We start from the raw sequence: 12,241 nt of genomic DNA, 5'->3' as shown, positions 1-12,241 counted from the left end.
CCGCGCTTTAGCGTTGCTCTATTCCGTTGAGGAGACACGATGACACCACCTGCCCGCTCGAAACGAGCCACCAGGTCCGCTGGTGGGCAGCGTGGTCCTAACTTCCGGTCAGCTGAACCGGCCCCGCTGGTGTTTCTTGACGGTGCCGATGATTATCAAGCCGCACGCGCTTTTGAAGTCGTCCGTTCCAAGGCCCGGGCTGCGGACCCGTCCATCGAGGTGACCCGGATCGACGGTGAGTCCTACGAACCTTCCCAGCTCATTCTCGCTTCGAGTCCGTCACTGTTTGGCGGTTCTCCGCTGATTGAAATCCACGGCTTGGAGAAGATGAACGAGGCCCTCCAGAAGGATTTGCTCAGCTATATTGAAGCGCCGCAGGAGGACGCTGTCCTTGTGTTGCATCATAGTGGTGGGCAACGCGGAAAAACGCTAGTCAACGTGTTGAAGAAACGCGCTAGTGTGATCGATGTTTCCCCTCTCAAGAAGGACCAAGAACGTCAAGACTTCGTGCTGGGGGAGTTCAAGAGTCTGCGCCGTAAGGTGGATCCTGAAGCGGTGAGGGCTTTAGTGGATTCGGTAGGTAGCGATGTAGCCGAACTGGGAGCCGCCGTGTCCCAGTTGGCTTCCGATATCGACGGACCCATTACCGTGGATGCGGTCACCACGTATTTTGGTGGCCGGTTAGAGACCACAGGCTTTGCGGTGGCCGATGCCGCTGTGGCAGGTAGGGGAGCCGAAGCAGTCAGTCTCTTGCGTTATGCGTTAGCTAGCGGACTTGACCCTGTTCCGCTGCTTGGCGCGATTGGCGGTAAGGTCCGGCAGATCGCGAAGGTAGCCGGCAGCTCCGCACCCGCAGGACAGTTGGCATCCGAACTTAAGATGGCGCCGTGGATGGTCAAGCAAGCGCAGGCTTCGGCGAGGCGGTTCTCTGCTTTCAATATCGCCAAAGCCGTTCAGTTGATCGCTGCAACAGACCACATGCTCAAAGGCGCTTCACGCAACCCCGAGTATGCGTTGGAACGCTGCGTTATTGCTATCTCCCGGATGGCGGCGGCCGGGCCGCGCGCTTCCTAAACCTCGCCACCCAGGTGAAGGGAGTGCGGCCGGGCTAGTGAATACCGAGCATTTTCGCCCGCAACACAAACCAGGGGCCCATCCGAGTGGATGGGCCCCTGGTCACGAATCCGGTGTTCTCACCGGTTACTCAAGGTTGATCGTTTAGAGACCGTTGACGGCCTGAGCGAGCTTCGACTTACGGTTTGCAGCCTGGTTCTTGTGAATAACCTTCTTGGTTGCTGCCTTGTCGAGCTTGCGGCTTGCAGCCTGAAGAGCTGGGATGGCGGCGTCCTTATCGCCGGCCTCAACTGCAGCGCGGACCTTCTTCTCGAAAGTGCGCAGTTCAGACTTGACCGCCTGATTGCGCTGGCGCGCCTTCTCGTTGGTAATGATGCGCTTCTTCTGCGACTTGATGTTCGCCACGTTGTTCCTTCGTGTTGAAGATGAATTGGGTCTGAGGGTTCCGTAGCTACCACGACTGAGAGAGTGGGGAACTGGGTCCGGTAGCTACGAGTGCCCGTCGACCACGCGCGGACACACTAGCGACCATCCTAACATTCATTGACTGTTCATGCCGCATGAGCCGCACCACAGTGACCCACGTTCGCCTACGCTTGAGCCGTGGCTTGGGGATCGGGCCTACCCCTCTCCAGTGACTCTCCAGTGACGCGCCCTTTTAATGGTGGCGGTTGTACTCGCTGATCACCAGGTCAAAGCGGCTTTTATCGAGAATCGCGCCAACACGACGGACCGAGTCAGGGTTGATGCGGATCACCCGTGAGATCCGCGCTTCGCTTGGTCTGCGTTCTTTATCCCACGCGCCTGAGCCGATGTCGACGAACTCGGCGTGATCGCGGCGGTCATCGTGGTCTTTCGAGGTCAGCATGAAACCGAGCATCCACGGACCATCCCAACCGGCAAGCAGAACGGGCCGGTCCTTGCCTTGACTGTGGTCCTCTTCATACGGGACCCAGGCCCACACGACCTCGCCCGGGTCAGGGTTGCCATCGGGATGCGGATCATAGACCGCGGTGAGACGGCCCGTATAGTCGCCCGGATACGCCCCTGCAGTAACGGGTGCCTTATGAGCAGAGGCGTTGCGGCTCGAGCTCGACTGGCGCTGAGGCTGTTGCGAACTCTGAGGCTGTTTCGAACTCTGCTGCTGGTGTGAACGGGAAGGACGCGGGGAGGATGACGGACGCGGACCACGCGTTGATGTTTGGTCACCGCTTTGGGATGAGAGGAAACGTTTGATGAGCGGGCGCGCCACGCGTAGAAGCTGGGTGAAGAATCGGCCTTGTGAAGACATGCCCACTATTTTATGTCCACAGCCGCCCTCTTGATACTCAACTGATACTCAACGGCTCCGGTAGCCCCTTGCAGCCGAGGCGTGCATCGTGAGCTAGCTTCGTCTCAGGCTCTAGGCCTTAGAGATGCTACTGAAGCTCATGAGATACTAAGGGAGTTCGAGTTTCGCAGTGTGAAGTGAGGCCCTCTCCGTGTCCCCTCAGGCCGTTACGCCGCAGGTCCCTTCGAAGACTCCTATGGACGTCATTCGGAATTTTTGCATCATCGCCCATATCGACCACGGTAAGTCGACGCTGGCTGACCGTATGTTGCAGGCGACTGGTGTTGTTGAACCTCGCGAAATGCGCGCCCAGTACTTGGACAACATGGATATTGAGCGTGAGCGCGGCATCACCATCAAGTCGCAGGCAGTGCGTATGCCGTGGGAACTGGATGGTAAGACATTCGCTCTGAACATGATCGACACGCCGGGTCACGTGGACTTCACGTATGAGGTTTCGCGTTCATTGGCCGCGTGCGAGGGCGCCATTCTTTTGGTTGATGCTGCCCAAGGCATCGAGGCGCAGACGCTAGCGAACCTGTATCTGGCGATGGAGCATGAGCTCACGATCATCCCAGTTCTGAACAAGATCGACCTTCCGAATGCCCAACCTGATTTCTTTGCTGTAGAGCTTGCGAACCTGATCGGTTGTGAACCGGATGATGTCTTGCGGGTTTCGGGTAAAACCGGTGAGGGTGTCGAGGCATTGTTGGAGAAGATCGTCCGCGATGTTCCGGCTCCTGAAGGCACGCTTGACGCGCCGGCCCGCGCCATGATTTTTGACTCTGTGTATGACGTCTACCGTGGCGTGGTCACCTACGTCCGTGTTGTCGATGGCCGGCTCAAGCCGCGCGAGAAGGTCAAGATGATGTCTTCTGGCGTGAGCTATGAGCTGTTGGAGATCGGTGTTTCTTCGCCAGGCCCTATTCCGACTGATGGCCTGGCAGCTGGTGAGGTGGGCTACCTCATCACGGGTGTTAAGGATGTCCGCCAGTCGAAGGTCGGTGACACGGTCACGAACTTCACAAACCCCGCATCCGAGCATTTGGCGGGCTATGACGAGCCTCAGCCGATGGTTTTCTCAGGATTGTTCCCGATCGATGGCTCGGATTTCCCGGTATTGCGTGATGCATTGGATAAGTTGCGTCTCAACGACGCCGCGCTCGTGTACGAACCGGAGACCTCCGCTGCGTTGGGCTTCGGTTTCCGCGTTGGTTTCCTCGGCCTGTTGCACCTTGAGATCATTCGCGAGCGACTTGAACGCGAGTTCAACCTTGACCTCATTTCCACAGCCCCCAACGTTGAGTACGACGTCGTGACTGAGGATGGCTCGCATGTTCACGTGACAAACCCGTCTGAGTTCCCGGATGGGAAGCTGAAATCGATCACCGAGCCGATGGTTTCAGCGACCGTGATTACCCCGGCTGAGTTCATCGGCGCGGTCATGGAGCTGTGTCAGAGCCGCCGCGGCAACATGATGGGCATGGACTATTTGTCCGAGGAACGCGTGGAGATGCGTTACCGCTTACCGCTGGCTGAGATCGTGTTCGATTTCTTCGACCACCTCAAGTCGCGCACCCGCGGTTATGCGTCACTGAACTGGCAGGCTGATGGCGCGCAGGAAGCGGATCTAGTAAAGGTCGATATCCTGTTGCAGGGTGAGCGCGTGGACGCTTTCTCCGCGATCACCCACAAGGACAACGCGTACTCGTATGGCGTGATGATGACTTCTCGGTTGCGTGAGTTGATTCCTCGTCAGCAGTTCGAGGTACCGATCCAGGCAGCGATCGGTTCCCGCATTATTGCGCGTGAGAATATTCGCGCTATCCGTAAGGACGTTCTTGCCAAGTGTTACGGCGGTGACATTAGCCGTAAGCGCAAGCTGCTTGAGAAGCAGAAGGAAGGTAAGAAGCGCATGAAGATGGTGGGGCGCGTTGAGGTCCCGCAAGAGGCCTTCATTGCCGCGCTGTCCTCGGACGATAACGGGGGCAAGAAGAAGTAATGGCGCAGCTGCCGGAGGGGGATCCCGCCCCAGCCGATGGAGCTCTCACGCGCGAGTCGGTCGCGGATGCGCATGAGCGTTCTTTGAGCTTCTACGTCCATATCCCGTTTTGCGCGGTCCGTTGCGGCTACTGCGATTTCAATACCTATACGGCTACTGAGTTAGGTCATGGCGCAAGCCAAGACACGTACGCGCTCGCTGCGGCGCGTGAGGTGGATTTTTCTTCCGAGGTTTTACGTCGCGCTGGTGCTGTGCCTCGCGAGCTGTCAACGGTCTTTTTCGGCGGCGGCACTCCAACCTTGTTGCCAGCAGGGGACCTGGTCATGATCCTTGAGCGTGCGCGTTCACTGTATGGTGTCGCACCCGATGCGGAGGTCACCACGGAGGCGAACCCGGACTCGGTCACGCCTGAATCGCTCGCTGAACTGAGGGCCGGTGGCTTCACCCGGGTTTCGTTCGGGATGCAGTCGGCGGTGCCGCACGTTCTGTCTACCCTGGATCGAACTCACAGCCCGGAGCGTGTATCGCAGGCGGTGCAGTGGGCGCGTGATGCTGGCTTGGATGTATCTGTTGACCTGATCTATGGGACGCCGGGGGAGTCCATCGCTGATTGGCAGGCTTCCTTGGATGCGGCTTTAGCGTTGGAGCCGGATCATGTTTCGGCGTATTCACTCATTGTTGAGCCTGGCACCAAGCTGGCTGCACAGATGCGGCGCGGCGAGGTCCCGATGGTCGATGAGGACGATCACGCCGAGAAGTATGAGCTGGCTGATGTGGTACTCGCCGATGCTGGTTTCAGTTGGTATGAAGTCTCCAACTGGGCGCGCTCTGAGAAGCATCAAGCTCGCCATAACGTTGCGTATTGGCGTAATCAGGATTGGTGGGGGATTGGGCCGGGCGCACATTCGCACATCGGGGGTATCCGTTGGTGGAATGTGAAGCATCCTTCGGCGTATCAGCAACGCATCGACGCGGGCGTCTCGCCGGCGTTGGCGCGGGAAGTTCCTTCGGCTGATGCTCGCCATCTTGAGAACATTATGCTCTCGATTCGCTTGGCCAGCGGGCTTCCTGTTTCGATGCTTTCGCTCAGTGAGCGCGGGCGCCTACCCGGGTTCGTGGCGCGCGGCTTGGGTCACATCGTTGATGGTGCTGGCAACGAAAAGCCCACACCCGAAGATGGTGATCGGTTTACCTTGACGTTGAAAGGGCGTTTGCTCGCTGACGGTCTAGTGCTCGAACTGATCGAGAATTAGCGGCGAGAATTAGAACAAGCGCATATTGAAGCGGTACAGGTAAGGGCGGCCTTTGTTGACTTCGATGCCGGCGACGATTCCGGAGAACGTCATGTACAGCCACACCACAACAAGTGCTACGGAGAAGATCGAACCGATACCTGGAATGAATATCGCCAGCAGCATCAGGACGAACATCAAGGCTGTGAGCGGGAGCGTGAAGTTCACGGCTTCACGTGATTCTTGGGCGGTGAACGGCCCGCGATCCTTGAACAGGTAGTGGATGATCATCGCGGGAATGAACCCAGCGATCGCCCCGAAATGTGAGACTGTGGCCCAGCGCCTGTCCTCGCTCGGGGCAAGGGGCAGCGAGTCAGTCGACGTCTCTTTATCCCGAGGCTGTTGAGGGCGCCCAGGTGTCGGGTTCGTCACGCTTTGTTCCTCTCTAGAAAACAGTTGTCGACTATATTACTCATCAGCTACTACAGCCTCATCAGACTGTAGTAGTAGATGGGCTACTACTTCTGGACAACTCTCAGCTGTGTCGCTTTTCACGTTCGCCGACTGTGAAGTTGTCTGTCCTCAGTTCTTCTTGAACAGTCCTATCAGCCGGAACCTCTTAGTCCTCAACTGAGACGAAGTCGATCATGTGTTCAACTTTGCCCAGCAGCTCAGGCCGCAGGTCAGCGTAGCTGGAGACGGATTCGAGGATGCGGGAGAAACCTGCCCCCACGTCGGCATCAGTTTCAGCAGGCCACCCTAGATGCCGCAGCATTCCGCGTTTCCAGTCTTGGCCGCGGGGGATCTGCGGCCACGTTGTGAGCCCCACTTTCTCAGGTTTGACTGCTTCCCACACGTCCACGAATGGATGCCCGACGATCAGGACGTGTTCGCGGGCTCCCGGAACACGCATCGCTTCGGCGGCGATACGGGTTTCTTTTGAGCCTTCGACGAGGTGGTCCAGTAGTATCGCGAGCCTGCGTTGCTGTGTAGGGGCGAACTCTTCGACGAGGCTTGCGAGGTCATCGGCGCCGTGCATCGGTTCCACGACGATGCCTTCGACACGCAGATCGTGGCCCCACACTTTTTCAATGAGTGCGGCATCGTGGATGCCCTCGACCCAGATACGTGCCGCGCGGGCTGTCTTGGCCCGGGCACCTTCGACATACACCGAGCCAGATGCCGAGATCTTCGTGACCGGTTCAGCTTCCGCTATCGAGGCAGGCTCGACGATCTCGACGGGTTCACCGTCGATCCAGAACCCGAAACCGGCAGGGAAAGAACGGCGAGCCCCACGCCCGTCTTCCAACTCGAGAACCCGGACGCCACCGGAGCGTTCGGTCCGGATCACCTCGCCAACGAAACCGCTTTGAACGTCTTCGAGCACGAGCCCTACATGGGCTGCGACCTTGCGCGGTGCTTTGCGGGCAGGGTGAGAGATCGAGCCGGGGCCCCATTGGCTCCAATCCATAGCTGGGCTCCTTTAGGTACATTCCGAGGTGGGCGGCTCTGCCGGTTCTAGTCTTTTACAGCCTACGATGCCCTAGCGCGTCCGCAGGGGACCTTTGCCTGCACGGTGCGGCGGGGTGGCGATGCGGCGGGGTGGCAACCCGATCCGGTAGGGCCCGCAACGGGGCGGTAACCGATATAATTGGCACTCAGGCCATTAGAGTGCCAGAGTGGAACGTGAAGAGGTTTCCTGAAGAGTTGTGAGGTTCCTGAGGCTCTGGCAGGTAGTTGGCACGTAGTTTCCGGATGAGGCAGGAGGAGTTCAGGTGGTCCGCCCAGACAGCGATAAGCCGGTGAGCCGTGCAACCGCGCGCCGCGTGCATGTGCTGCGCGCAGTGGTTGACGATTACGTGAACTCACGCGAACCGGTCGGTTCTGCCGCACTCGTTGAACGGCATAACCTTGGAGTCTCGGCAGCCACGATTCGTAACGACATGGCGGTCTTGGAGGAGCAGGGACTCATCGAAGCACCCCATACCTCGGCCGGCCGTATCCCGACTGAGCAGGGCTACCGCTATTTCGTTGACCGTATCGAGGACATCAAGCCGCTTTCGGCGGCCGAACGTCGCGCGATCCACCAGCTACTTGAAGGCGCGGAGGAACTCGACGACGTTCTTGCGCGCACGGCACGCGCGCTGTCCGCATTGACCCAGCAGCTTGCGGTCATCCAGATCCCGAAGGTTTCTAACACGCGGATCCGGCACGTTGAGATCCTCACGATGGGGCCAGGCCAGGTTCTGGTCGTTGTGATCGCTAGCAACGGCGATGTGACCCAACGCATGGTGCCAGCACCGCACGAGGTCTCTGATGTGGACGTCGCTTTAGTGCGCGATCAGATTGCCGAGCACATCGTCGGGGAACCGCTGCACGCTGTAACCGGCGTGTTGACTTCGGTGTCTTCACCGCCACCTGGTGACCCAACTGGGTTCAACCTGCCGCGGCAGCTTCTGGACTTCGCCCACACCGTGGCCCGAGCGATCGCGTCCGCGTTGACAGCGCACCAGGTCGATAGGGTAGTGCTTTCCGGCACGGCGAATCTTGCCCGTTCACAACAGGACTTCCGTAAAGATCTGACAGGTTTATTGGAAACCCTTGAAGAGCAAGTTGTCTTGTTGCGTCTGCTTTCAGAGATGGAAGCCGACGACGACCAGGTTGTGGTCCGCATCGGAAGCGAGAACACCCACGCGGAACTCACGGACACCTCAGTTGTGGCCAGCAGTTATGGAGCTAATGGTTCCGCGATGCTCGGGGTACTCGGCCCTACCCGGATGGACTATTCAGGTTCGATGGGCGCAGTACGAGCGATCGCGCGTTACCTCAGCCGCATCCTGTCCATCTAGAGGCACAAAGATTCATATACGACTCATTCAGCTAGCCCACTCAGACGACTAGACAACTAGACCAGCCAAGGAAAGCGACTTATTTACGTCATGGCTAACCACTACGAAACCCTGGGGGTATCCCAGGACGCTTCGGAAGAGGAAATCAAGCGCGCCTACCGCAAGCTTGCCCGTCAGCTCCACCCTGACTTGAACCCGGGTGAGGACACGCACGAGAAGTTCAAAGCGGTCACTCACGCTTATGAGGTGCTCTCTGATCCTGATAAGCGCCGCAATTACGATCGCACAGGCGATGAGAACGGCGCATCCGGTGGTTTCGGTGGCGGCGGATTCAGCGGATTCGGTGGCTTCGGGGATATTTTCGATGCGTTCTTCGGAGGCGGCGGTGGGGGTGGCCGCCCTCAACCAAAGTCACGGACTCAGCCGGGCCGTGACGGTCTAGTGCGGGTTCCGATCGATCTTGTCGATGCGGTTCAAGGTAAAGAGGTGACCATCACGGTTTCCACTGCTGTGGTGTGTTCGTTGTGCCACGGCTCCTGCACCGAAGGCAACACCGAGCCAGTCACGTGTGAAACATGCCACGGCTCCGGGCATATTCAGCGTCCGGTCCGCTCGATGCTCGGAGACGTCATGACTCTCTCCGAGTGCCCTGCATGTTCTGGTTTCGGTAGCCGTCTGGTCAAGCCGTGCCCCGAATGCAACGGTGAAGGTCGCGTTCGTGAGAAGACCGAGAAGACGATTAAGATCCCTGCGGGTGTCGACTCGGGTACGCGGATTCAGCTACAAGGCGAGGGCGAGGCTGGTCCGGGTGGCGGCCCGAACGGTGACCTATACCTTGAGATCAGTGTCCGTAACCACGCGACCTTCGAGCGCGTCGGCAACGACCTTCACGCGGTCCTGTCGGTCCCGATGACTCAGGCGGCGCTCGGCACCGAGGTCACGCTAGAGACGTTCGATGGTGACCAAGAGCTTGATATTCAACCCGGGACCCAGTCGGGTGAGACATTGACCTTGGCTGGTTTGGGTGTGCCGTCTCTGCGTGGCGGGCGCCGTGGGGATCTGCGAGTCACGGTCAACGTTGAGACCCCTAAGAATCTTGATGAGCAGCAGCGTGATCTTCTCGAGCAACTTGCCCAAGCCCGAGACGAGCAGTTCACACGCGGCAAGCTCGCCCAACGTGGTTTCATGAGTCGTCTGCGCGAAAAGTTCCTGGGCTGACCGGTGTCGCTGAAGTCGTTCATGGATCCCGCGGCGGCCCATTGGCAGCCAGGCGGTACGTATCAACTATGCGCCTCTGAGGCTCATCACGTGCGTGTCATGCGGTTTGAACCGGGGGAGTCCGTCCAGGTTGTGGATGGTTGCGGCCGGGCAGCGATCGTGACGCTGACTCGCGTGGATCCTGCGGTCGTAAGCGTTCTTGTCGACGAGGTCCGCCAGGCAGGACCCGAGGTGAGGGTTGGCCTGATTCAGGCGCTTTCGAAAAACGATCGTGACTTACAGGCCGTTGAAACCTGTGTCGAAATTGGTGTAGCGGCCTTCATCCCTTGGCAGGCTGATCGCTCGATTGTCCGTTGGCGTGGGGAGCGTGCTCAGAAGGCACACCAGAAGTGGGTCGATACGGCTGTGCGTGCCACTAAGCAGTCACGCCGAGCTGATCAGCCAGCAATAGGTCCGATGGTCACCACTAAGCAGCTCGTCGATGCGGTTGCTCAGGCCAGCGAGCGCGGCGTGCTCGTTGCCGTGTGTCACGAGGAGGCCACACAGCATCTTGTCGATGTTCTGGCCACCAGGGCCAGCAGCTTTCCTCGTCAACATTCATCATCCACTCCGCCACCGGAATGGGATGTGGATGTGATGCTCGCGGTGGGTCCTGAAGGCGGAATCTCTCCAGCGGAAGTCGAGGCGCTCACTCACGCCGGCGCGGTTTTGGTTTCATTGGGGGGTAATATTCTGCGTGCTTCCACAGCGGGCGCGGTGGGCGCGGTGCTGACCCGCCATATTCTTGGCGATAAGACCTAGGTGATGTGTTCCTAGAGAACGCAGGCAGCGCGTCTTAGACTGAAGATAGATACCGGTTGACCGGAATTCTGCCGAACTTCATATCTACCGAAGCGAGGATGAGCACGCACGTGCCCTTCACAGCAAAGAACAGCTCAGCCAAACCCTCTCATCATGGTGTTGCTGGGGACCCTGGCATCGCACACGCCCGCATCGATTTCGAATCCGATCAGGCAATGGTCGCCAGTCTTGGTCCGGCCGATACGCTTTTGCGGATTGTCAGCGGGGTGTGGCCAGAAGTCACGTTGGCTCCCCGCGGCGATTCACTCGAATTGAGTGGACCGCTCGCTGATGTTAAGGCTGTTCGGCGCGTCGTGGAGCAAGCTCGCGCCGCGGCGGCTGGTGGCAACGCCGTCACAGCCACGTTGGTTGAGCGCTGGATCATGGCAGAACGTCAGCTCGCGGCAGCCAACCCCGACCCTGCGGTGACTGGCGAGATTCTGCGCCACAGAGGCAAGAGCATCCGACCTAAGACGAATAATCAGGCGGCCTACGTCGAGGCGATGGACGCCCACACGATTACGTTTGGTGTGGGTCCAGCCGGTACAGGTAAAACGTATTTGGCGATGGCGCGGGCGGTTGCTGCCTTGCAGTCGGGCGAGGTTGACCGCATTATTCTGACCCGTCCCGCAGTCGAAGCCGGCGAGAACCTCGGCTTTCTGCCCGGCACGCTCTCTGACAAGATCGATCCGTACCTCAGGCCGCTCTATGACGCGTTGCATGACATGGTTGAGCACGAATCGATTCCGAGGTTGATCGCTGCCGGAACCATCGAGGTCGCTCCGTTGGCTTACATGCGTGGGCGCACGTTGAACAACGCGTTCGTGATCCTCGATGAAGCGCAGAACACGACCGCTGAGCAAATGAAGATGTTTCTGACTCGGCTTGGTTTCCGTTCGCACATGGTCGTCACCGGCGACATCACGCAGATCGACCTTCCGGGTGGCAAAACATCCGGGCTCGGGATTGTGTTGGACATCCTCGATGGGATCGATGACATCGCTATCTGTGAGCTTTCAGCCGAAGACGTTGTGCGCCACCGCCTCGTGGGCAAGATTGTGGATGCATATCAGCGTTGGGACGAAGACCACCAGCGTCTCAGCGCCGGCAAGCTCAAGCGTGCACGAGAGCCTCGAAGCAGTGGTGCCGAGCGCCGTAAAGCACCAGCAGCACAGTCCGTATCCGCATCCTCATCCGCAGGAGATTCTGAGTCAGCATGAGCGTCGAGATCCATAACGAGACCGAACACGAGTGCGATCTCGAACAGCTCGGAACCCTGGCCACTTTCCTCATGGATGAGCTCTATATCCACCCGGATGCCGAGCTGGGCGTGACCCTCATCGATGACGAAGCGATGGAACAGCTGCACATCGATTGGCTGGATCTGGCCGATACAACCGATGTTATGAGCTTTCCCATGGACGAGTTGCGGCCAGGTACCGTTCAGCATCCGAGCCCACCGGGTGTCATGGGCGATATCGTAATCAGCCCGACCGTAGCAGCTAAACAAGCGGAAGCCCAAGGGCACTCGACCCAAGATGAGATCTGTCTGTTGCTGACCCACGGATTCCTGCATCTGCTCGGTTTCGATCACGATGAGCCTGATGCTAAAGCTGAAATGTTCGGTCTGCAGCGGGAATTGCTTGCGAAGTTTTTGAACCGCGAAGCACCTCAAGAAACTGAAACTAACTAACTC

12 protein-coding genes are annotated in these 12,241 nt (G+C 58.8%); 8 read left to right on the top strand and 4 right to left on the bottom strand.

Translation table 11 applies throughout. The features are described 5' to 3' along the window. The first annotated feature begins 39 nt into the window (after positions 1-39). On the top strand, positions 40-1,074 hold the full coding sequence (gene holA, locus J2S67_RS03905) for a DNA polymerase III subunit delta (protein ID WP_070492175.1): 1,035 nt from the start codon (positions 40-42) through the stop codon (positions 1,072-1,074). Between the two features lie 144 nt (positions 1,075-1,218). Here holA and rpsT read toward each other — a convergent pair whose 3' ends face one another. Both rpsT and J2S67_RS03895 read right to left on the bottom strand, forming a co-directional pair. Then, the gene (gene rpsT / locus J2S67_RS03900) at positions 1,219-1,479 is read right to left on the bottom strand and encodes a 30S ribosomal protein S20 (RefSeq protein WP_035755205.1); all 261 of its coding nucleotides are present in this window, start codon (positions 1,477-1,479) and stop codon (positions 1,219-1,221) included. A gap of 253 nt (positions 1,480-1,732) precedes the next feature. Next, on the bottom strand, positions 1,733-2,365 hold the full coding sequence (locus J2S67_RS03895) for a type II toxin-antitoxin system PemK/MazF family toxin (protein ID WP_035755207.1): 633 nt from the start codon (positions 2,363-2,365) through the stop codon (positions 1,733-1,735). A 190-nt stretch (positions 2,366-2,555) separates the two neighbouring features. Here J2S67_RS03895 and lepA point away from each other — a divergent pair, with 190 nt between their 5' ends. Both lepA and hemW read left to right on the top strand, forming a co-directional pair. After that, positions 2,556-4,406, top strand: a complete 1,851-nt coding sequence (gene lepA, locus J2S67_RS03890; RefSeq protein WP_239446122.1) for a translation elongation factor 4 — start codon at positions 2,556-2,558, stop codon at positions 4,404-4,406. Continuing rightward, entirely contained in the window at positions 4,406-5,659 is a 1,254-nt protein-coding gene (gene hemW, locus J2S67_RS03885) for a radical SAM family heme chaperone HemW (protein WP_310246494.1), read from the top strand. Before lepA ends, hemW begins: the two co-directional genes overlap by 1 nt. Before the next feature lie 9 nt (positions 5,660-5,668). Here the strand turns inward: hemW and J2S67_RS03880 are convergent, their stop codons facing one another. Beyond that, positions 5,669-6,070: a DUF4870 domain-containing protein gene (locus tag J2S67_RS03880; RefSeq protein WP_035755211.1), complete on the bottom strand. Its 402-nt coding sequence runs from the start codon at positions 6,068-6,070 to the stop codon at positions 5,669-5,671. 187 nt (positions 6,071-6,257) lie between these two features. After that, on the bottom strand, positions 6,258-7,109 hold the full coding sequence (locus tag J2S67_RS03875) for a DUF3097 family protein (protein ID WP_310246491.1): 852 nt from the start codon (positions 7,107-7,109) through the stop codon (positions 6,258-6,260). Between the two features lie 331 nt (positions 7,110-7,440). On the opposite strand from J2S67_RS03875, the gene hrcA reads away from it, so the two are divergent. The 5 genes from hrcA to ybeY all read left to right on the top strand — a co-directional run bounded on the left by hrcA (position 7,441) and on the right by ybeY (position 12,238). Then, positions 7,441-8,487: a heat-inducible transcriptional repressor HrcA gene (hrcA, locus tag J2S67_RS03870; RefSeq protein ID WP_310248718.1), complete on the top strand. Its 1,047-nt coding sequence runs from the start codon at positions 7,441-7,443 to the stop codon at positions 8,485-8,487. A gap of 90 nt (positions 8,488-8,577) precedes the next feature. Further along, the gene (gene dnaJ, locus J2S67_RS03865; RefSeq protein ID WP_239446118.1) at positions 8,578-9,705 is read left to right on the top strand and encodes a molecular chaperone DnaJ; all 1,128 of its coding nucleotides are present in this window, start codon (positions 8,578-8,580) and stop codon (positions 9,703-9,705) included. Between the two features lie 3 nt (positions 9,706-9,708). Further along, on the top strand, positions 9,709-10,506 hold the full coding sequence (locus J2S67_RS03860; RefSeq protein ID WP_239446117.1) for a 16S rRNA (uracil(1498)-N(3))-methyltransferase: 798 nt from the start codon (positions 9,709-9,711) through the stop codon (positions 10,504-10,506). A gap of 98 nt (positions 10,507-10,604) precedes the next feature. Further along, positions 10,605-11,765: a PhoH family protein gene (locus J2S67_RS03855; RefSeq protein WP_310246488.1), complete on the top strand. Its 1,161-nt coding sequence runs from the start codon at positions 10,605-10,607 to the stop codon at positions 11,763-11,765. Beyond that, positions 11,762-12,238, top strand: coding sequence for an rRNA maturation RNase YbeY (ybeY, locus tag J2S67_RS03850; RefSeq protein WP_239446115.1), 477 nt, complete (start codon positions 11,762-11,764; stop codon positions 12,236-12,238). Before J2S67_RS03855 ends, ybeY begins: the two co-directional genes overlap by 4 nt. Positions 12,239-12,241: the final 3 nt, after the last annotated feature.

It is taken from the genome of Pseudoglutamicibacter albus (genome assembly GCF_031458175.1).
Lineage (GTDB): Bacteria > Actinomycetota > Actinomycetes > Actinomycetales > Micrococcaceae > Pseudoglutamicibacter > Pseudoglutamicibacter albus.
This window is presented reverse-complemented; position numbering and strand designations above follow the sequence as displayed.

Excerpts from the sequence above, each read along its gene's own strand:
- holA (WP_070492175.1), top strand. The coding sequence starts at position 40 with ATGACACCACCTGCCCGCTCGAAACGAGCCACCAGGTCCGCTGGTGGG.
- J2S67_RS03895 (WP_035755207.1), bottom strand. The coding sequence starts at position 2,365 with ATGTCTTCACAAGGCCGATTCTTCACCCAGCTTCTACGCGTGGCGCGC.
- hemW (WP_310246494.1), top strand. The coding sequence starts at position 4,406 with ATGGCGCAGCTGCCGGAGGGGGATCCCGCCCCAGCCGATGGAGCTCTC.
- J2S67_RS03875 (WP_310246491.1), bottom strand. The coding sequence starts at position 7,109 with ATGGATTGGAGCCAATGGGGCCCCGGCTCGATCTCTCACCCTGCCCGC.
- dnaJ (WP_239446118.1), top strand. The coding sequence starts at position 8,578 with ATGGCTAACCACTACGAAACCCTGGGGGTATCCCAGGACGCTTCGGAA.
- J2S67_RS03855 (WP_310246488.1), top strand. The coding sequence starts at position 10,605 with ATGAGCACGCACGTGCCCTTCACAGCAAAGAACAGCTCAGCCAAACCC.
- ybeY (WP_239446115.1), top strand. The coding sequence starts at position 11,762 with ATGAGCGTCGAGATCCATAACGAGACCGAACACGAGTGCGATCTCGAA.